Here is a 19,305-nt window from a genome sequence, read left to right on the forward strand (position 1 = left end):
CCAGTATTATATAGATAGAATATTTCAATCCTCATCGAAGTATGGAATGATGCTCATAAACGTAATTAATACAGTAATACCTGTATATTGTGAAATCCTCGAATTGAATAAAAAAGCCGAATAATTAGCGGCTTTTTATGGAGGTTATCTTTATCCTTCTTCTTCTTTTTTACCTTTTTACATACTAGAACCTCTGAAGGGCTGGAGGTACACTTCTAGCTTTTGCCGATCTCTTGGAATTTTTTCTCTATTCATTTACGAAATGCATGATGATATGCATAGGTTGGGCGAACTTAAGGATGACCGAGATCCGTTTTATGAATTCGGGCAGGGTCAGTTTTCGCCTTTTTAATCTTCTCATTAACCTCTTCTTTTGTAGAATCTAAATGAATGGCATTCCCGATGTTTTTTTCATTTTATTGTTTCCATCCAGCCCAACTAGACGAGGGACATCACCCACGAGTAGTTTCGGTTCCACTAAGACGGGCTGATAAAGTTGATTAAATCGATGTACATTTCGACGTACATTCGGCTTTTTCGAAGAGTGTCTAAGCTACCACCTATCACGCTCGCGATGACAGTGTTTTTAAAAGAGGACATAAAAAAAGAGACCGAAGTCTCTTCATGTTCTTTTATCAACTTTCACATTCCCAATGGTTAATTGAACGAACCCTTAAATCTCAGCCGTACTTTCTGGAGATGATACTCTCAAAAACGGGTTTTAGCATTAGAACTTATACTCTCGTTAGTTCAAAATCCTTCATATGTCACCTCACCAGTTTATTTGTGGTGTATTTTAGTAAATGGATAAATTAATCGTGATGAGCGTAGAACTGAGGTTTTAATAATTTATATCACTTTACGGTACGTGATTTTTATTATGGCTCGACGGAATCTTAGGTAAGCTTGAGTTAACATCCCATTTTATATAACGATAGCCATTATTTACAAAATACCTTTTTCTCTTCCAATCTTCTATCATAATCTTCTTTATTCATTTACTCACCCGTAACGCGATTTATCAGGCTGCCTTTGTCTGAAGGTTAAAGGTTTAATTTTTTCTTTTCTAATCTGCAAAGTTATAGACAATGTTCTACTCCGGGGTAACCGCCGTGTGAAATGCAGATTGATGCGAAAGTGCGCCGCGGTGACAATAGATTACCTGATCATGTCAACCGTATGGACAAGTTATTGATACTTACTCCTTGCTCCAGTAATCAATAACTATCTTATTCGAATTCTCAATAAACTAAGTTTACCTTTTTTAATTATTAGAACCATTGATTTTTTTCTCAGATATTAATCGGTCCAAGTAATAAATATTCGCCAACCGGTTTGGTGTGAAATTAGAAGCAAAGCCGACACTTAGCTGTGCTTTACGAGGATGTTTGATATCCGGAATTCGGACCCCCATGCCTTCTGGCTCTCTATAGGTGAGATCATTTCCGCCAGTGAAAAGTTTTTTATCTACTGTTTTAGATGTAAACCAATCTACTGAGGTAATATAGGTATTGCCATAAGGTTCCACAGATCCACTCGCACCATAAGCGTTGCCTTCAAGTAAGTATAAATGCCTGCCAAACGATGCAAATCCCTGGAAGGTACCCATGGAGGGTTGCTCCACATCCGCAATAGGTTTATATACCTTTTGTTTTACATCTTGTAGATTATACAATGCAAAGTAAAAACTACCATTTAATCTGTAACGCATGGTTAATAAGTTGTTGGCTGAATCAATATTCACAGTAGTACGGTCTGCACCCTGAATTAGCTGGTGTTTTTCTAATTCTGGACTATCAGGAGTCATTATAGCTCCGTCATTGAAAGGAAATCTGGCAAGCTTTGTACCCCAACCTTCTTTTCCTTCTGCCACAGAATCTGTTTCAGACCAGATATATGCAGTTTCTCCATGAGTTTCCAGACCAATTTGGACACCATGACCGAAACCTTTAAGATACATATGCCCTAACTCGTTTCCTTCACTATCAAGTTTAGTTAAGGTCAAATCTCCGTTTAAACTTCTATTAGCTCCACTAACCGGTGCAGGTTCTCCAGGAAGCTGTATCCCTCCTGCGGTTAACTGTACAACGTAAGTATGTTTATGTACGTTATCGAAAGCAAACGATTGCAGGACCGTACCGTTGTGGAGTGGTTTATCTCGGAAAAACGGAGTTCCGGGAGCAGATAAATCAAATACTTTCGAAGTACAACTGATTGGTTGTGCACTTGTATTTGAAGAAATAGCAAAAATCATACTAGATAGAAGAAAACTAATGGTTATTTTACCTAGTAATCTAGTTTTTTTCATATCATCTCTCCTTAATTTTTCTACATGGTAATATTTTTAATTTTTTTTCGTTCTTTTAAGTTCACTATTTTCCTTCTTTCAACCAAGTTACCGATTTTCGCTAAAACCAGCGATATGATGACGGCAAAGGAAACTATTCCGTAAAATCCAGCTCCAATTCCAATTCCGACTCCCCCAGCTAAAAATATCATAGCCGCTGATGTAAGACCTTTAACTTGAATTCCGTCTTTTAGAATGACCCCACCTCCTAAAAAACCGAGGCCTGCTACCACTTGAGCAGTCAATCGCATAGGATCCATTCTTATCGTGCTACTCATCGAACTGAATTTATCCACACTATAAATCGAGATTAACGTTATTAATGTACTAGCTACACAAACATACATATACGTTTTTATTCCTGCTGGTTTGCTTTTAGATTCACGATCCCAGCCAATAAGAAAACCTAACAAAGCACTAATCAACACACGAACATACATTTCATAATCATTTGACCACGTAAAGGTAATATCCATCCCCCCTCTGATTAAGCACGTTCGTAGTTACTATTGCGTATTTTTAATGCTGGAATAGGATTATTACAGGTCATAAGAGTAATTCCGCATTCCAGTGATTGATATACCTGCTGATCATTGTCAGGACAATAACTCCAACATAAAATCCCTAGATCCTTAAATTCCTTAACTAAATCTGCGTTTAATAGTTTCATACTGATGCCTACTGCCCACATTTTTGAATACGTCCCATCTGCACCTGGTACAAAATTGAACATACATTGTCCCGGAAATCCTTGTGTTTTCAGTTGATAGTTGTCATGGATATGCGCCACGATTTCCGCATCAAAACTAGTAAACACACATCGGGAGAGAAAATTGTATTCCTCCAGCTTTGCAATGGCTGCATCTGCTACTTCTCTTGCGTTACTACTCGGTTTGATTTCTACATTTAATAGAACTTCAGGATAAGATTTAAGCAGCCCGCAAAGTTCATCCAAGGTTGGTATTTGAAACTCTTGACCTGAAGTGCCATATCCCACTCCGGCATTTAGTTGTTTGAGTTGGTTAAGAGTGTAATCATTAATTTTTCCTTTACCATCGGTCGTTCGATTAAGTGTTTCGTCATGTATAACCATAAGAATATTGTCTTTGGAAAACCTTAAATCAAATTCGAGCATGTCTACACCTAACCCCAGGGCTTTTTGGAAAGACAAGAGCGTATTTTCAGGATACTCTGCCATGTATCCTCTGTGCCCTGCAATATATAGGGAAGAATTATCTTTAAGACGGTCAATCAAATACCTCAGTCCTTTCATATAAAAAAGGAGCCTGGAAAATCAATAGAAATCACAAATTTTTTGTAAATTTCATCTGTATTTTTCTAGGCTCCAAAGTATTTAAGAAATTAATTTTCTGATAGTATTCTTTCTGTTTCTTTTTTGAACGTTTTAAGTGTTGGTTCAATCTTAGCATCATCGTACATAATGGCCTCTATAGCAGAGAAAAACTCATGCATGGTTTGCGGCCAAGCGACACTTTTGTTATTATCTACAGCATATTTGAGTTGATCGTATGCGGTTTTACGATTTGGCTCCTTTGCCCAGAGGTCTTGTATTTCTTTCGACTCAGCCATCTTTTTCGTAAATGGAAGATAACCCGTATCTAAAATAAACTGTAAAAGTCCATCTGGATCCTCCATCATAAAATCTATAAACTTCCAAGCAGCTTCTTTATTTTTTGATGAAGCAAGCATTGCCACGTTTCCTCCTCCAGTAGGAGTCGCATAAACATCATTTTTGGGCAAGAAAGCTGTTACATAATCAAACTTAGCATTTTGGCTGATATCGCCGATTGTGCCTGTTGATTGAAACATCATAGGTACCTTGCCTGTTGTAAACATCTGGTTTACAATATTTCCGGAATCTTGGGATGGTGGGTAATATAACGCACCTGTTTTTTGCATATCCTTTAGATATTCGAAAACTTTAACTCCAACATCATTTTTCTCAAAGCCAATTGATGTTTTGTCTTTATTAAAGAAAGTTCCTTTGGATTGCGAAATCATCGCAATTGGATACCAAGTATCATAAGGCATCGTAAACCCGTAGCGGTTAACTTTGCCACCTTCTTTAACAACCAGTGCATTTGCTACTTTTTTTAGTTCCTCCCAGTTTGTAGGAACTTTCAACCCTTTTTCATCCAGGATTGTTTTGTTCACATGTAAGATCGGTGTGGACCTGTTTAAAGGCAAAGACACCAATTTCTCATTAAAAGTTGAGTGGCCCATCAAACCCTTTGCGAAATCACTTTTCTTAAGGCCACTCGATTTTAGATACGAAGACATGTCTTCTAATACATCCGATTCTGCAAATTGTTGGACATATGCACGTTCCAGCATGGTTACATCAGGCCCTGTATTAGCTGAAATGGATTGTTGAAGCTTTGTTGCGGCTTCATCATACGATCCTTGAAAAGTTCCTACAACTTTTACCTCATCTTGGCTATCATTAAATCGTTGAATGAGGGCATCCATATATTCACCGTTCTTCCCATCTAATGAATGCCAAAATTGAATAGTAGTTTTGCCGCCATTACCATTTGAACCGTTTGCTTTTTCTTCCCCATTACAGCCTGATAGAAGAACAAAAATCATAATAGCGACTAAACTCAATAAATAGCTTTTCTTCATAATAAAGCCCCCTCATTATTAAATGATGAAAATTATTTAATCCCTGAGTAAACAAACGCTTTAACAATATGTTTTGAACATAACAAGTAGACAATAAGGATAGGAACAACTAAGACGACATTCCCTGCCATAATGATGTGCCAGTTACTAATTCCTTCTGATTGTTTAAGCATTGCAATTCCTAAAGTCAATGGCCTAACTTCATTTGTATCTGTCATGACAAGAGGCCAAAAATAATCGTTCCAATGACTGACAAAACTGAATAATGCAATAGTGGCTAACGCCGGCTTAGCCATGGGTGTCATGATTTTCCATACGATCTTAAACTCACTGGCATTATCTAACCTTGCCGCCTCAATAATTTCTTCTGGGATCTGCATAAAATATTGCCGCAATAGGAAGATTCCAAATGCATTAGACATAAAAGGCAGGATTTGTGGAACCAATGTTTTAATAAGTCCCCAGTCAGCCATCATTAAATAAATAGGAATAAATGTAACCTGTCCCGGCATCATGAAGGCAATTAATACCATACCAAACAAAATTTTTTTCCCAGCAAAGTCATACTTTGCAAACGCATAAGCCGCTGGAATCATTACGAGAAACTGTATAATTATGATGGATGAGGTAATAATTACGGAATTTTTTGCATAGGTGACAAAAGGGCCGGAACTCATTGCATCCACAAAGTTAATCCACTGTGGAGATGACGGAAAAATGGTAGGCGGAATTTTAATGGTTTCTTCAAATGTTTGAAGTGATGTAGAAATCATCCAGATGAATGGAAAGACGAAAGATAATAAAACTGCAGCTTTTAATATATAATCCAATGACAACCATATGTTATATTTTTTCAAATGATATACCCCCTTCTTGTATTTCTTTCATAGGTTGTCATTGATAATGCACCTTCCTGGAAAGTAACCAAAAGTAGATAATAGTCAGAATGCCGATAATCGCCATCAAAACTACCCCTGTAGCAGCTGCATAGCCAATATTAGTGGTCCGAAAACCGTAGATATAGTAGACAAGCGTGTTGGTTGCATTGTTTGGACCTCCTCCGGTCATGATCCTAACAGTATCAAAGACCTTAAAAGAGCCTATCGTCATAATAATTAAGATGAAGAACATTTGAGGTGAAATCAGTGGCAGTGTGATCCTGTGAAATACTCTGAATTTACTTGTATTATCCAATGCTGCTGCTTCGTATATGTTTGGTGATATTCCTTGAAGCGCAGCTACTAAAATTAATACATAGTAACCAATACCATGCCAAACTGAAACAATAATGATTGAAAATAGTGCTGTCTTTGAGCTTTGCAGCCATTGTGAAGGTGGTAAGCCCAAACTTTCTAAAACATAATTAAGAAATCCTAAATTGGGCTCCATCATCCATAGCCATACAAGAGAAACCGATACGATTGAAATGATATGAGGTGTAAATATTCCGGCTTGAACAATATAGTTCATTCTTGTTCTTTTACTTAGCCATACAGCAATGAGCAAGGATATAAGCATGGTTAATGTAACAACACCACCGGTATAAATCACCGTATTTAATAAGGATTTATAAAAATCTTCCCTGCTAAAGATTTGTATATAATTACTAAATCCAATGTATTTACTCATGGCACTGTTTAACAAGTTGTACTTAAAGAAACTTAAATAGAGCAGATAGATCATAGGATAGATTACAAATAGGAATATGCCTATCATCGCGGGGCCTATCATTACATACGGCCTGAGTATTTCCCATACCTTATTGTTTTTCATCTCAATAACCTCTCAACGCCTCAAAGTAATCTCGATAGTGGATATGGTCTTTATGTATGCGGTCCCCATCATCCGCAAAGAAATACAATTTATCCGAATTGACACCGATGTGTATTTTTTGATTTACACTGAACTTATCAATGAGACTTTTAATCATAAAGGAGGTTTCTTTGTACCTTATTTGATAGAGTGTTTCTGAACCAAGCATCTCTCTTGTTGTAACTTCTCCCTGAAGGGTAAAAGGTGACTCAACTGGCTCAGTTGAAGCAGTTACACTCTCGGGGCGAAAGCCGAATCTAACTCCATCTACACCTAGCTCACCAATATTCATAGGTGGTGTGCCAATAAATTGAGCCACGAAAATGTTGTTAGGCTCATGATATATTTCCTCTGGAGGAGCTTCCTGTTGAATGAGTCCTTGATTCATTAGTACAATGGTATCTGCCATTGACATCGCTTCTACCTGATCATGTGTCACATAGACAAAAGTCGTTCCAAGTTTTTTATGTAATTCTATGAGGTCGATACGCATCTGTGCTCTAAGTTTCGCATCAAGATTTGACAAAGGTTCATCCATTAAAAAGACCGAGGGTTGCTTAACCATCGCACGGGCCAGTGCAACCCGCTGACGCTGCCCTCCCGATAAAGTGGATGGCTTGCGGCCAAGATACTCACTTAAACCCACTGCTTCACTGATGCTCTCCACTAATTTTTTTCTTTCAATTTTATTCACTTTATTATTTTTGAGTCCAAACTCAATATTTTCTCGAACAGACATCGTAGGGTATATTGCATAATTTTGAAACACCATCGCTACCCCTCTTTTACCAGGGGCAATATTTGAAATATCTTTCCCATTAAGAAGGACTGAGCCAGAAGTTTGCGGACCTATTCCAGCAATCATTCGCAACAGTGTTGTTTTCCCGCATCCTGAAGGTCCAACTAAAACGGTAAATTTTCCATCTTCGATTCTTAGGTTTAAATCTTTAATGATTTCCTTTTTTTCAAATTCTTTCGTAACGTTAACAAATTCTATTGATGCCAAAAAAGATGCCTCCTTTCAATAAAAGCTTTTTATTTAAAGCGCTTACATATTAAAAATGGTTATATCTTTTGAGCAGGATGCTCTTTAATCATTTTCTTTGCTTCTCATTTACGTGAAAAAACAAAAAATGGTCCATAATTCGCGCTTGAAATTGTTCATTTTTGTTGCTACATTTTGATCATTATTGCTCAATTATAAATATAGTTACGCAAGATAAACACTTATTCCTATTTCCTCGAATTGTTGAATCTGCATTTCTGAAGCCTCTTCTCCAGTAACTAATTTATCAATCCCATTAGCCGGCACTACCCTGTGAAGTGAAACACCACCTATTTTAGTATGATCTGTAACTACGATTATCTCTTGTGCGGCACGGATCATACCTATCTTCGCTGGTACCATTTGTTCCTCAAAATGGGTAATGCCATGCTTTGGGTGGATAGCAGGCGTGCCAATGAACGCTTTGTGTACATGAAGTGTCTTTAACACCTCATTGGTAAACATGCCATTTAACATAAAACTTTCTGGAAAAAGGATTCCTCCCGTAACAATGACTTTAATGCCTTTTGAATCTTTAAATTCTGCAGCAATGTTTACGTCATTTGTCACTACGGTGATGTTTGATTTGTTTACAATATTTTTGGCGATTTGAAGTGTGGTAGTACCTGAATCTAAAATGATATGATCTCCTTCATTTATCATTTCTGCTGCCTTCACACCAATTCTCTGCTTTTCTTCCACTCTTTCCATCGCACGTACGTTAAATGAAGGCTCTGAGCTTATTCCTTCAGCTAAAACCACACCGCCATGGGTTCTTCTTAAGTGTCCCTCTCGTTCGATTTCTGACAAGTCTCTTCGTATTGTTGCTTCGTGAACCCTGAATTCTTCGGATAGTTGAGTAACTGAGGCAACGTGATTTTTTTTGACAAAGTCAATTATTTTTAACTTCCGTTCGGCTGCCAGCATTGAATTCCCTCCTTTTGCTATCAATATTTAAAAAATGCTTATTTATGTAGAGTTATATTAAAATTAAGTTCAGTAATGTTTATTTGTCAAGTCTTCCGGCAGAGACTAGAGAGATTTTTTTCAAGTTTGTTCCCAGTCAAACTCTAAGACTATCTTCTCCCAACTTCTATGTTTAGCTGCAATATCCATCGCATGTTTAAAATCTTTAATACTTTTAACAGGGGTAAATTTCAATGGAAGAATGGCTCTTAATTTTTTTTGGTACTCTAAATCTTGCATTTCGGAAAGGACTGCGCGGTAATCCATACAAGAGCTGCGACTGCTCCCAAATAAGGTAATGCCTTTCTCCAACACATCCCTTGTATTAATTGGAACCCGTTCCTCACTAACACCCATTAAAATTATTAAGCCTCCTCTTGCTAAAATATCAATTCCCTGATTAATCGCGCTTTCACTAAAAGATCCTCCTGTGCATTCCACTACCATATCCACTTTTTCACCGCTATGAAAATCATATTCCTGTACTAAAATTTGTTTCGCAAAGTCAAAATGCGCCAGCTTATCTGGAACTGCTCCAAAAACGGTCAATCGATTTGAGTCCAATCCGTATACATGATGAATCATTGCAGCGGTTAGGTAACCAACGGGACCATCTCCAAAGACAGCAACCCTTGTATTTGGCAAAGTGAGCTTATTCTTAACGCGGCTTAAGGCATGATAAGAAACAGTACATAATTCTGAAAGAAGTGCTATTTCATCAGGAATATTTTCGGGTATTGGAATTGCGCATTCTGCAGGTAGAATTAATCGATTTTGGGCAATTCCATCATATCCACTGCCTAAAAATATATTTTTTTCGCTATAATTGTCTATGAATTCTTGATCACATAACGAACTGCATTCTTTCGAAAATCCATTTTGAAGAAGATGTCCAGGTATGTTGGGAACTATGACGACCTTTTGATTGACCTTTATGTCATTAGAAGTACTTTCTACAACCTTACCAATTCCTTCATGCAAGAGTGCCATAGGCAATTTTTTAGAAAGTGCTTCCGGTCTTCTTTGTCCTATGTAATACCGTAAATCCGCATGACAAATACTAGCAATAATGGGTTCTACAACTACTTGGCCCTCCTTTAGCGTTTGCTCAACCATCACTTCCTGTAATTGAAATGGACTAATCAGTCTATAAGCACGTGATTGCAACTGCATTACCATATTCATTCTCTTTCCTCCTCTTTATGAAATAAAAAGGCAACCATTGCCTTTACTTATCGAGAGTTAGGTTCTTATGATTAATATGTCTATGCTCGTTTTTGCTCGTTATTAACAATATATGTATATAAATTAAACCTGTCAACTATAAAATGCTCATAAACGAGTGTTTTTTTTATATAAATGAACATATATTTGAAAAATAAAAAAGAATGTTTTTAATACCCAAACATTCTATAGGACTTTATTTTTAAACTATATTCTAGTTCTTCATCTCTCAATGGCTCTATCGCCATTCAAAAGAGGTAACTTTATATTATTACTCTACCAAGTTATGTGTGATCGGCCGAAACGGCTTCTATTATACTTAATAGTTGTGGAACCAAAGGGTCAGATGCATTCAAGTCGCTACGAATGGTGCTTCATGAAGATAAATACTTCTGAAAGCTTTGTTGCACATGCCCATTATTCTATTCACTTTCTTTCGGAAGCGAGAAAATCTTCTACTCATATCTTCATTAAGATGTTAGTATTGCGTAAAGTTTTTTTATCATATATTACATTTACAAAAGTTCGGAATTGTTTATTATTGCTTATTTTGTTAGAATATGAGTATGAAAGGGCTTACATAATGGACTTACATAATGGAGGGATGCGGTAATGAGTGCCAAATATTCAATCGGCATTGATTTTGGAACGGAATCAGGACGAGTTCTCGTAGTAAACGTTAATACCGGCGAGATTAAGAGCATGCACGTAGAATGCTATCCTCATGGTGTTATAACGGATACTCTGCCAAGCCATTCAAACCTACTTCCAATTGGTAGCGCTTTACAAAATCCGAAAGATTATCTTCACGTTTTGCAAAATGGGATACCCCTCGCACTAGAAAAAGCAGGTTTACACCCCCACCAAATTGTAGGAATCGGAGTAGATTTTACTTCGTCTACTGTTTTACCTGTTGATAAATATTTGAACCCTTTATGCGACTATCCAAAATATCATTCCTCACCGCATGCATGGGTAAAGCTCTGGAAACATCATCCAACTAAAAATCGAACAGAGCAATTGTTAAAACTAGCGACTGAACGAAAGGAAAAGTGGCTGAATAAATTAGGTAATAACATTTCAGAAGAATGGATGATTCCTAAGATTGTAGAGGTCTTCGAAGAAGCCCCGGATATTTACAGGGAAACAGAGTACTTTATGGAAGCAAATGATTGGATCGTCTCACTCCTAACAAACACAATTACGAGAAGTAATTGTTCACTCGCCTACAAGTCATTTTGGAATGAAGAAGACGGATTTCCAATCGAATTCTTTTCTTCCATCGATGTGAATTTTGGAGACACTATACTATCAAAATTAAAAGGCGAAATAAAAAATGTAGGCACATGTGCAGGCTATTTATCCGAAAAGTGGGCCGATCAACTCGACCTGCCAATTGGCCTGCCTGTTGCAACTGGTATCATTGATGCTCATTCAGCAGTTTTAGGAACCGGTATTCACCATTCAGAAACATTATTAATGGTTATGGGAACTTCCACCTGCCATATGATGCTGAATAACAAACTTAAAGAGATCTCTGGAATCTCAGGTGTCGTAAAAAATGCAATATTACCGGGTGTATATGCTTATGAAGCAGGTCAATCAGCTGTTGGTGACATCTTTGGTGCATACGTAAATAAGCATATCCCAGAAACATATTCACAAGAAGCAAGAATGAGAGGAATTTCTATTTTTGATTATCTTGAAGAAAAAGCAAACCAACTCCCGCCGGAAAACGGGTTGATTGCCTTAGACTGGCATAATGGAAACCGATCGATTTTGTGTAATACAGATTTAGTTGGAGCTTTAGTTGGATTGACTCTTCATACTAAGCCAGAAGAAATCTTTCGTGCTTATTTAGAGAGTACTGCTTTCTCAGCAAGAATAATATTTGAAACATACCAAAATTACGGATTAAATATTAAGCATGTTGTTGCATGCGGTGGATTGCCACAAAAAAATGCATTACTCATGCAGATCTATACAGATGTAATAAATATTCCTATCCAAGTTTCTAAATCAAATTACGCTCCTGCTATAGGTGCTGCAATTTTGGGAGCAACGGCTGCAGGAACACATAGTGGTGGGTTTGACAACATTAAAGAAGCAATAAAATCAATGTCCCAGCCTATCGAAAAAACATATTACCCGATTCAAAAAAATGTGCAATCGTATGAAAAAAAGTATCAAATATACAAAGACCTGCACGATATTTTTGGGATGAGTCATTCATATGTCATGAAGTCACTTAAAAGTAATAAAAACCCTAGTCCATCTTTAGAAAACATTTAGAAATCCTAATCTCTTTGGAAAGCAAATCCACTTGATATGTAATTATTATATAAATAGGATTATCTGACTGGAAATCTCGTTACTATTATAGAAAATCCCTTGCTTAGAAGGTTGGAAACCTTATCATACTGAACTGGGAAATAAATATTCTTAAAATTCCAAAAATAAAAGGAGGCCGTGATTATGTTACGCTCGAAAATGTTTTTTTTGATCGTTGCAGCAACTGTACTTCTCGGTATTACAGCAGGTTTTACAAATCAAAACAACGAAAACACCAAAGTAAGGAACAAGAGCGACCATCATCTGAATTGGATCGGAGCCTGGTCGGCTAGTCCTCAATCACCCTATGATAGTGGGATTTCCCAAGAAGGATTTGAAAATCAAACCGTCAGGATGATCGTCAATCCGCATGCATTTGGGGATCAGGTTCGACTTCGTTTTTCTAATACGTTTAGTTTACAACCATTGACTTTTGGAAAAGTAGGTATTGCGCTTTCAAACGGTGGGGCAGAAACCATACCTGGCTCACAAAAACACGTGACTTTTTCAGGAAAGCAAAGTATTACACTACAGCCCGGCGCGGAAGTGATAAGTGACCCGCTCGCCTTCAAAGTGAAAGATGGCCAAAATCTCGCTATCAGTGTTTACGTTCCAGAAGCAAGTGGTCCCACCACGTGGCATCGCCTTTCTAGGCAAACTTCCTATATCTCTGAAAGCGGAGATCACACAGACGAAGCAGACGGAAACGTTTATACTGATTCAGTTGTCTCCTGGTTTTGGCTCTCAGCAGTAGATGTGCTGACAAAGAACAATTATGGTCGCGTCATTGTTACATTAGGGGATTCCATTACAGATGGCCATAGTTCGACGATCGATGCAAACTTACGGTGGCCTGATATTCTGGATGATCGACTTGATAAAAAGTATGCGAACAAAAATTTCTCCGTTTTAAACTCAGGTATTTCTGGTAATAAAATCTTAAGAGATTCTCCTTCATATGGTGCAAATGCTCTGGCACGACTTAACCGTGATGTATTGTCACAAACAGGTGCAACCGATGTGATCCTGCTTGAAGGTATCAATGATATCGGCCATACTCCCCACACCTTGGATTCAGGAAAAATCATCGCTGGAATGGAACAGATAGCTGCACAAGTCCATGCCAAGGGGTTACGAATTTATGCAGGGACACTATTACCATTTAGAGATACAACAATAAATGGATATTTTACGGAGGAGGGAGAGATCGTAAGACAAGAAGTGAACCATTGGATCCGTACAAGTGGAGTGTTTGATGATTTCATTGACTTTGACAAAGTTATGCAGGATCCAGAACATCCTCAAAAACTTCGAAAAGAGTATGATTCGGGGGATCATTTACATCCAAACGATGCAGGTTATCACGCGATGGCTGAAGCAATCGACCTTACTTTATTTCGTTAGTAACAACAGTTTATAGCCTCTCACTGTTAGTGAGGGGCTTAGCTTTATTTACTATTCAACCTGCCTGCAAATAATAAGCAACCAAGTATGAAAACATCATTCCGCAGTTGGTCCTTGAGGAATACCCAAAATTCAAGGTGTCTTGATCGTTTTGGAGAGACGTTGAACCAGGCTTGCTATTGCTGAAATAATTTCATCTCTTTTCAAACCTTCCGTTTCCCTGGTTCTTGGAGACGGTCATTCGATCGGAGTACCTCGCCGTATCGGCTGGTTAATTGGTCTACATATACATTCAATTTTCGGTTTTACTTTTGCGACCATTTCTCAAACCATGTAGTACGTTCGTAATCATGCATTTCAATGATTTGATATTATAATGACCCCCTTCCAACCTTTACATTATTAGCTTCCTAAATTTCACTAAATCAGCGTAATGCATCAACATGTAATAGTGAGTTATATATCCTTTTAATTTCACTATCTCTAAAATCTTCCTCTCTAAATTGAGGGAGCTGCAACTTTTCCTTTTCACGGATAATGTCACTAAAACAGCGAATTGCCTCTTCTTTAAACCGCTTCTCTTCGAGTGCTGGCTCCTTCCCCTCTTCGAAGATCTGCTTATCAAGATTTCTTTCCACTTGTTCATAACCGTAATCACTAATCAACGATTTTATAACCGGTTTAGATACTCCCATTCTTTCTAAGGATTATTGAATTTGTGCTTCGAATTCTAAGTCACCCGAAAAGTGGATCGCCTTGTTTGGCATGGTTTTTATAGATGTTAAACATAATAGAGGATACCTTTCGACCGACTTTTATCTCCTCATACTCAAAACGCAAATCGGTTTTTTCCTCTAATTCCTTCTTTGCTACATTTAAAATTTAGTCTTTGAAGTGGCCAAATAATTTGTATTTGTTCGGCTCTATTCCAAGCAGCGACTTTAATCCACTGCAGCGTTTCTTATGACTGTCTGTAATTTAGGCGAAGATTTCATAAAATCAGGGCATGATATGTACTAGATATGTACTACATAATAGGATGGAGGAACATGATGAAAAGAAAAAACCCACAGTCCCTTTCTCCAAATGGAGAGAAAAATGATAAGCAAACAGTAGATGGATTATTTGGTCTAGACCCGGAAACAAGTCTTCAATCGGTACGTTTCGCAACGACAGACAACCCTTATATAAATGGAGATAATGGAGATAACATGGATAAACAATAATTTTTGCAGCGATGCAAACGGATCCAACAAAAAAACGGCCAAAGTTTGCCGCTTTTTTGATCTTATTCAAAATTATGCTGGTCCTCGATCCGTCCGTGTTCATTATGGATAACCGCCATCGTACCTGCTTCTTCGGCCAAACGGTCAGCCTCTTTTACCGCTTCCGTCTTGGAATCGGCTGTGTACTTCGGTTCATCGACACCTTCTTTTTTTACAGCCCAGCCCTCTTCCCCATGAGGTACTACATGAAAATGGGCTTCATTGGTTCCAGCCCGGTCCTCAAAATAAGAGTCTCGATCATTGTGAGTGCCATTGTTGTTTTGTGCCATAACAACTACCTCCTTATAAATGGTTTTGCATAGTAACCTATTACCCGCAATGGCCAGTTGAAAACATGAATTTTATGTGCCGTCTTGCTCTGATGGCTCTTCTTGATACTGAAACGGAAAGCGTTATGAATTTGAAAAGGCCCCTTTGAACAAGGGGCCTAACCGTTCTTTTTCAATTTAGGTATTCAGGGAACTTTTAGCTTCATTGATGCCGAAATCCGCTCAGTTTATGTATTTCGGTTTTGCCATCGGTCCCTATATCGTTTTACTCACTTGGGTCTACTTCGTCCCAAGACATCGTTGTTACTTCTGTATAATTGCCGCTTTCAATGTCTTCCTGTGTGGCTTCTTGGTCTAATTCTTCTGCATCATTCATGCCTGGAGCGACCGATGGCTTTTTTTCCTGGTGCTTCTTCATGTCCCATAGCCTCTTTTCACTGTTAGTTTCTGTCTACACCTTAATAAAAGTTTTCCCATCAACAGAGAGTTTCATTCGCCTTTTCACTTCTGAGGAACACTAGTTGATCTATTGAGGAAAAAATAAAAACAATCGCTTCCCATGTTGAGGAAACGTCTGTGATTGATAGAGATGCTAATGAATTAGAGAAGCTCTCAAAGTGCTGATACCATTTTCCAGATACCCTTTTAAACAAGTTAACGTATATACCCAACCTTCTTTTTGTCCTAACATTTTAGCTATAATATCAGGATCATCCTCTTTCAAACCAGATTCATTCACTTCAATAATTGTACTCTCATGCTCGTCTTTTAGCCTAATGGCAACAACGGTTTGTTCACCATATCCTCCCCATGAGAACACTATTTTCTTGTTATGCTCGACTTCCAGTACCTTGATTACCCCTTCTGCATCGTATTCATCATATCTCCAAGTAATCGCTTTTCCCTGTTCCACTCTTTCGGTTCCTGAAGAAAACCAGTAATTAGACATTTCTTCAGGGTTAACGATTGCTTCAAAAACTTCATTTGCCGGCTTCATAATTTTTAATTTCGTGGTTACGTCGGTATTCATGGCTAAATCATCCTTTTTATAGATTTTACAGGTTAGCGTCATTTGGATCATTACTCGCTTCCGCCATGCGCTTAATCCACTCCAATCGTTGATCCCAGTCGGCTGCCAGACTCTCCATCCACTTAGCCGTAGTGGAAAGTTGATGCGGACACACTGTGAATAGCACTTCCCGTCCAATCCGGTCCTTTTTCACTAATCCAGCTCCATTAAGGACAGTTAAGTGCTTGACAACAGCCTGGCGAGATACAGTGACCGTCGCAGCTAATGCCGTTGCGGAAGCTTTCCCGCGAGCAGCAATTAAGGTAAGCAATTGGCGGCGAGTGGGGTCTGCTAAAGCAATTAAAACATTTTCAAAATGAGTCTCATCTGTTGATACCATTTCATTGCTCCGCCCGCTTCTTCAAAACTTCCAATTGCTGCAGCCATCCGGACACATTTCCTTGTAGAAATTTACGTTGCTCCAGCTCTGATACGGAAAGCTTGGAAAAACCGCTTTCAACCACCTTCAGGAGAGTACCTCCATCTTTTTCAGTCAATGTAAACTCAACTAGTGTAGAATTTCCTTCTGTTGGTTCCTCTCCAGGAAATGAACTTGCCCATCGGCACGCAAGGCAGTTCGGCCGATCCATTTGTTCAATTAATACAGGGAATTTACCGTACTTTGTTTCAGCCACTACACGATTTCCATCGACCTGTACTCTGTCAGGTCCCGGGGCATCTCCCACCCACCATGCAGGCTGGTTAATCAACATCCAAACTGTTTGGATAGAAGCAGCAATGAAAATTTCTCGTTCGATTCTATCATTATCCATTTACCATTCCTCCTTGTTTTTATATGTGCAACCAAATCATAGCACATAACGCCCAGAAGTGCAACCTATAGGTAGCACATTTAAGCAAATTGGACGCCCTGTTTCAATAAATCATTAAATCCAGTTTCATCATTTCCTCTGATCAATCTATTCATTTTCGGGATTTAAGCATGGTTAATATTCGACTAATCCGTTCATTGTTTTGATTTCTTACTGCTTCATCCGGCCTGAAAATATCTCCTTTTTCCTTGATACGGTTTAATACTCTTTCCATTGTAAAATGACCGGGTTTGAACCCTTGACTTACTTCCTCCCAGGTAACTGGTGTTGAAACTAAAGCATCGTTTGCTGCGCGGATGGAATAAGGAACAGCCATTGTTCTGCCCCTCCATAGCTGAAGATAATCAAGATATAATTTTGTACCTCTTCTTTCTTTTACTCTTTCAATAGTGACCTTTTGGCTATACATTTCAAGCATATAGTCTGCAACAAATTTATTGATTAACCTTGTCTCTTCAAATCGAAAAACGGGCTGGATGGGAACAAAAATATGTAAACCGGTTTTTCCAGAGGTTTTAACCGTGCTTCTCAGACCTATTCCACCTAAAACCTGTTTTAATTCTAAGGAGATTTCTAAAGCAAGATCAATTTCGTTATTTGAAGGGTCTAAATCAAAAACAAGATCAGTGGGATAGTCTTGACGGACATACCTGTCAAATGGAACATGCAACTCTATTGCCTCTATATTCGCCAGCCAAATCAAAGTAGCCCTATCATTCAGCAAAATTCTTTCCTTCTCTTTGTAAAAAGTGCTGCATACCCAACTCGGAGCGCTGGCAAGCAATGACCTCTTTTCGATCTTGGAGCGGTGTAATCCATGAGGAAACAACCAGTACATCAACATCCGATCTTTGGTATAAGGCAATATATAATCGCATACTTGCAAGAGATAGTTGACATAATCCAACTTTGTCGTTTGGGAGTCCTTCCAGAGGATTTTATCTGGTGATGTAATCTCGATTTCTCTGCCGTCCACTTGAACGATCATGTTTTATGCCTCCATTAATCTAAATTAAACGTTCATATTGTAAATCAGTTTCGTACAAACTATTCCTGAGGTGAAATAATTGAAACCGATCACACCGATGGAACCTAAAATGGCAGCTAGAATCCCCACAACGAGTGATTGGACGGCTCAAATCAAGTGGGACGGTGTTCATGTCTTAACGTATTACGATGGTAGGGAGGCACATCTATTTAATCGAAAAAGACGTGAAAGAACGTTAAACTACCCTGAATTAACGAATGTCCCCTCCTATTGTTCTGCTCATTCTGTGATATTAGATGGTGAAATCATTTCTTTAGCAGATGACGGCAGGCCCAGTTTCCATAAGGTGATGAAAAGAGACGGAATTCGTAACCCAAGCCGTATTCCAGCTATTCAAAGTCAGGTTCCGATCACCTACATGATTTTCGATGTTCTGTTTTACAATGGTGAATGGGTAACTGATCAACCCTTCAAAGAGAGACAGAAGTTATTATCCAATATAATTATCCCAAATGAACACGTGCAGCTGGTTCGATCACATGATGATGGTGAAGCCTTGTTTGACGCCATTAAACAGACGGGCATGGAAGGAATCGTTATGAAACAGCTGGATAGCCGTTATTACATCGGTGAAAAGAATGAGGTTTGGATAAAAATTAAAAATACGCGTGATCTGATTGCAGCAATCGGAGGTTTCACCCTTAGAGACGGCATCGTGAACTCCATTTTACTCGGATTATACGATCGATCAGGAGAATTTATCTATATAGGCCATACAGGAACGGGAAAACTTTCTGTCCTCGAGTGGCGGGAACTAACGAAGCAATTGCTACCTCTTGAAATCAAGCAGCCCCCTTTTATTAATTCTGTTGGGCGCCATTCTGACGCACATTGGGTTAAGCCGCATATCACGGCGAAAATTCATTTTGCAGAATGGACGGAAGGACAAAAATTGCGTCAGCCGAGTATACAAGCATTTGTTGATGTGCCTCCGACAGAATGTGTCCTTGTGGAAGAAACGTAAAGAGAGTAGAGTTACTTTTAATAAATTCAGCCAAATTCAACATACTAAAATCAATTAAAGG

23 protein-coding genes and 1 pseudogene are annotated in these 19,305 nt (G+C 38.4%); 6 read left to right on the forward strand and 18 right to left on the reverse strand.

From position 1 onward, the window contains the following. Window positions 1–293 precede the first annotated feature (293 nt). A complete protein-coding gene (locus tag QYF49_RS25810; protein ID WP_354005847.1) occupies window positions 294–404 on the reverse strand; it encodes a hypothetical protein in 111 nt (36 codons plus the stop codon). Between the two features lie 715 nt (window positions 405–1,119). Here QYF49_RS25810 and QYF49_RS15300 point away from each other — a divergent pair. After that, entirely contained in the window at window positions 1,120–1,224 is a 105-nt protein-coding gene (locus QYF49_RS15300; protein ID WP_290400484.1) for a hypothetical protein, read from the forward strand. A gap of 40 nt (window positions 1,225–1,264) precedes the next feature. Here QYF49_RS15300 and QYF49_RS15305 read toward each other — a convergent pair whose 3' ends face one another. The 9 genes from QYF49_RS15305 to QYF49_RS15345 form a co-directional block, all read right to left on the reverse strand. Beyond that, complete coding sequence (locus QYF49_RS15305; protein WP_290400485.1) at window positions 1,265–2,308, reverse strand: phage baseplate protein; 1,044 nt, start codon at window positions 2,306–2,308, stop codon at window positions 1,265–1,267. A gap of 20 nt (window positions 2,309–2,328) precedes the next feature. Next, complete coding sequence (locus QYF49_RS15310; RefSeq protein ID WP_290400486.1) at window positions 2,329–2,823, reverse strand: MgtC/SapB family protein; 495 nt, start codon at window positions 2,821–2,823, stop codon at window positions 2,329–2,331. Between the two features lie 11 nt (window positions 2,824–2,834). Continuing rightward, window positions 2,835–3,602 carry a glycerophosphodiester phosphodiesterase family protein gene (locus QYF49_RS15315; protein WP_290400487.1) on the reverse strand — a complete coding sequence of 256 codons (768 nt, stop codon included), beginning with the start codon at window positions 3,600–3,602 and terminating at the stop codon, window positions 2,835–2,837. A gap of 107 nt (window positions 3,603–3,709) precedes the next feature. Further along, window positions 3,710–4,993, reverse strand: a complete 1,284-nt coding sequence (locus QYF49_RS15320; RefSeq protein WP_290400488.1) for an ABC transporter substrate-binding protein — start codon at window positions 4,991–4,993, stop codon at window positions 3,710–3,712. Between the two features lie 32 nt (window positions 4,994–5,025). Beyond that, a complete protein-coding gene (locus QYF49_RS15325; RefSeq protein ID WP_290400949.1) occupies window positions 5,026–5,766 on the reverse strand; it encodes a carbohydrate ABC transporter permease in 741 nt (246 codons plus the stop codon). Window positions 5,767–5,887: 121 nt separating this feature from the next. Then, window positions 5,888–6,766: a carbohydrate ABC transporter permease gene (locus tag QYF49_RS15330; protein ID WP_290400489.1), complete on the reverse strand. Its 879-nt coding sequence runs from the start codon at window positions 6,764–6,766 to the stop codon at window positions 5,888–5,890. 1 nt (window position 6,767) lies between these two features. Further along, the gene (locus tag QYF49_RS15335) at window positions 6,768–7,811 is read right to left on the reverse strand and encodes an ABC transporter ATP-binding protein (protein ID WP_290400490.1); all 1,044 of its coding nucleotides are present in this window, start codon (window positions 7,809–7,811) and stop codon (window positions 6,768–6,770) included. A gap of 204 nt (window positions 7,812–8,015) precedes the next feature. Beyond that, on the reverse strand, window positions 8,016–8,777 hold the full coding sequence (locus QYF49_RS15340; RefSeq protein WP_290400491.1) for a DeoR/GlpR family DNA-binding transcription regulator: 762 nt from the start codon (window positions 8,775–8,777) through the stop codon (window positions 8,016–8,018). Between the two features lie 120 nt (window positions 8,778–8,897). Further along, complete coding sequence (locus QYF49_RS15345) at window positions 8,898–10,001, reverse strand: zinc-binding dehydrogenase (RefSeq protein WP_290400492.1); 1,104 nt, start codon at window positions 9,999–10,001, stop codon at window positions 8,898–8,900. Window positions 10,002–10,652: 651 nt separating this feature from the next. Here QYF49_RS15345 and QYF49_RS15350 point away from each other — a divergent pair. From QYF49_RS15350 to QYF49_RS15360, 3 genes and pseudogenes are all read left to right on the forward strand, one after another. Beyond that, window positions 10,653–12,332, forward strand: a complete 1,680-nt coding sequence (locus QYF49_RS15350; protein ID WP_290400493.1) for a ribulokinase — start codon at window positions 10,653–10,655, stop codon at window positions 12,330–12,332. Window positions 12,333–12,515: 183 nt separating this feature from the next. Beyond that, the gene (locus QYF49_RS15355) at window positions 12,516–13,775 is read left to right on the forward strand and encodes an SGNH/GDSL hydrolase family protein (RefSeq protein WP_290400494.1); all 1,260 of its coding nucleotides are present in this window, start codon (window positions 12,516–12,518) and stop codon (window positions 13,773–13,775) included. Window positions 13,776–13,855: 80 nt separating this feature from the next. Beyond that, a pseudogene (locus QYF49_RS15360) lies at window positions 13,856–14,031 on the forward strand (ClpP family protease); the annotation flags it as partial. Between the two features lie 169 nt (window positions 14,032–14,200). Here QYF49_RS15360 and QYF49_RS15365 read toward each other — a convergent pair. Both QYF49_RS15365 and QYF49_RS25815 read right to left on the reverse strand, forming a co-directional pair. Next, window positions 14,201–14,470, reverse strand: coding sequence for a hypothetical protein (locus QYF49_RS15365; protein ID WP_290400495.1), 270 nt, complete (start codon window positions 14,468–14,470; stop codon window positions 14,201–14,203). 40 nt (window positions 14,471–14,510) lie between these two features. After that, on the reverse strand, window positions 14,511–14,657 hold the full coding sequence (locus QYF49_RS25815) for a replication initiation protein (protein ID WP_354005848.1): 147 nt from the start codon (window positions 14,655–14,657) through the stop codon (window positions 14,511–14,513). A gap of 167 nt (window positions 14,658–14,824) precedes the next feature. On the opposite strand from QYF49_RS25815, the gene QYF49_RS15370 reads away from it, so the two are divergent. After that, window positions 14,825–15,001: a hypothetical protein gene (locus QYF49_RS15370; protein ID WP_290400496.1), complete on the forward strand. Its 177-nt coding sequence runs from the start codon at window positions 14,825–14,827 to the stop codon at window positions 14,999–15,001. Window positions 15,002–15,063: 62 nt separating this feature from the next. Here QYF49_RS15370 and QYF49_RS15375 read toward each other — a convergent pair whose 3' ends face one another. The 6 genes from QYF49_RS15375 to QYF49_RS15400 all read right to left on the reverse strand — a co-directional run bounded on the left by QYF49_RS15375 (window position 15,064) and on the right by QYF49_RS15400 (window position 18,220). Further along, the gene (locus QYF49_RS15375; RefSeq protein WP_290400497.1) at window positions 15,064–15,330 is read right to left on the reverse strand and encodes a DUF2188 domain-containing protein; all 267 of its coding nucleotides are present in this window, start codon (window positions 15,328–15,330) and stop codon (window positions 15,064–15,066) included. A 265-nt stretch (window positions 15,331–15,595) separates the two neighbouring features. Then, entirely contained in the window at window positions 15,596–15,748 is a 153-nt protein-coding gene (locus tag QYF49_RS15380) for a hypothetical protein (protein ID WP_290400498.1), read from the reverse strand. A 174-nt stretch (window positions 15,749–15,922) separates the two neighbouring features. Continuing rightward, complete coding sequence (locus QYF49_RS15385) at window positions 15,923–16,360, reverse strand: SRPBCC family protein (RefSeq protein WP_290400499.1); 438 nt, start codon at window positions 16,358–16,360, stop codon at window positions 15,923–15,925. A 25-nt stretch (window positions 16,361–16,385) separates the two neighbouring features. After that, on the reverse strand, window positions 16,386–16,739 hold the full coding sequence (locus QYF49_RS15390; protein WP_290400500.1) for an ArsR/SmtB family transcription factor: 354 nt from the start codon (window positions 16,737–16,739) through the stop codon (window positions 16,386–16,388). Between the two features lies 1 nt (window position 16,740). Beyond that, a complete protein-coding gene (locus tag QYF49_RS15395) occupies window positions 16,741–17,172 on the reverse strand; it encodes an SRPBCC domain-containing protein (RefSeq protein WP_290400501.1) in 432 nt (143 codons plus the stop codon). 151 nt (window positions 17,173–17,323) lie between these two features. Further along, window positions 17,324–18,220, reverse strand: coding sequence for a DNA polymerase domain-containing protein (locus QYF49_RS15400; RefSeq protein WP_290400502.1), 897 nt, complete (start codon window positions 18,218–18,220; stop codon window positions 17,324–17,326). A gap of 79 nt (window positions 18,221–18,299) precedes the next feature. On the opposite strand from QYF49_RS15400, the gene QYF49_RS15405 reads away from it, so the two are divergent. Further along, window positions 18,300–19,244: an ATP-dependent DNA ligase gene (locus tag QYF49_RS15405; protein WP_290400503.1), complete on the forward strand. Its 945-nt coding sequence runs from the start codon at window positions 18,300–18,302 to the stop codon at window positions 19,242–19,244. Window positions 19,245–19,305: the final 61 nt, after the last annotated feature.

Origin of the sequence: Fictibacillus terranigra (assembly GCF_030412265.1) — a bacterium.
Classification (GTDB): domain Bacteria; phylum Bacillota; class Bacilli; order Bacillales; family Fictibacillaceae; genus Fictibacillus_C; species Fictibacillus_C terrinigri.

Coding starts and splice junctions, on each gene's coding strand:
- QYF49_RS15380 (WP_290400498.1), bottom strand. CDS start 15,748: ATGAAGAAGCACCAGGAAAAAAAGCCATCGGTCGCTCCAGGCATGAAT.
- QYF49_RS15310 (WP_290400486.1), bottom strand. CDS start 2,823: ATGGATATTACCTTTACGTGGTCAAATGATTATGAAATGTATGTTCGT.
- QYF49_RS15395 (WP_290400501.1), bottom strand. CDS start 17,172: ATGGATAATGATAGAATCGAACGAGAAATTTTCATTGCTGCTTCTATC.
- QYF49_RS15365 (WP_290400495.1), bottom strand. CDS start 14,470: ATGGGAGTATCTAAACCGGTTATAAAATCGTTGATTAGTGATTACGGT.
- QYF49_RS15375 (WP_290400497.1), bottom strand. CDS start 15,330: ATGGCACAAAACAACAATGGCACTCACAATGATCGAGACTCTTATTTT.
- QYF49_RS15300 (WP_290400484.1), top strand. CDS start 1,120: ATGCAGATTGATGCGAAAGTGCGCCGCGGTGACAATAGATTACCTGAT.
- QYF49_RS15390 (WP_290400500.1), bottom strand. CDS start 16,739: ATGGTATCAACAGATGAGACTCATTTTGAAAATGTTTTAATTGCTTTA.
- QYF49_RS15320 (WP_290400488.1), bottom strand. CDS start 4,993: ATGAAGAAAAGCTATTTATTGAGTTTAGTCGCTATTATGATTTTTGTT.
- QYF49_RS15330 (WP_290400489.1), bottom strand. CDS start 6,766: ATGAAAAACAATAAGGTATGGGAAATACTCAGGCCGTATGTAATGATA.
- QYF49_RS15355 (WP_290400494.1), top strand. CDS start 12,516: ATGTTACGCTCGAAAATGTTTTTTTTGATCGTTGCAGCAACTGTACTT.
- QYF49_RS15305 (WP_290400485.1), bottom strand. CDS start 2,308: ATGAAAAAAACTAGATTACTAGGTAAAATAACCATTAGTTTTCTTCTA.
- QYF49_RS15385 (WP_290400499.1), bottom strand. CDS start 16,360: ATGAATACCGACGTAACCACGAAATTAAAAATTATGAAGCCGGCAAAT.
- QYF49_RS15325 (WP_290400949.1), bottom strand. CDS start 5,766: ATGATTTCTACATCACTTCAAACATTTGAAGAAACCATTAAAATTCCG.
- QYF49_RS15370 (WP_290400496.1), top strand. CDS start 14,825: ATGATGAAAAGAAAAAACCCACAGTCCCTTTCTCCAAATGGAGAGAAA.
- QYF49_RS15350 (WP_290400493.1), top strand. CDS start 10,653: ATGAGTGCCAAATATTCAATCGGCATTGATTTTGGAACGGAATCAGGA.
- QYF49_RS15400 (WP_290400502.1), bottom strand. CDS start 18,220: ATGATCGTTCAAGTGGACGGCAGAGAAATCGAGATTACATCACCAGAT.
- QYF49_RS15340 (WP_290400491.1), bottom strand. CDS start 8,777: ATGCTGGCAGCCGAACGGAAGTTAAAAATAATTGACTTTGTCAAAAAA.
- QYF49_RS15345 (WP_290400492.1), bottom strand. CDS start 10,001: ATGAATATGGTAATGCAGTTGCAATCACGTGCTTATAGACTGATTAGT.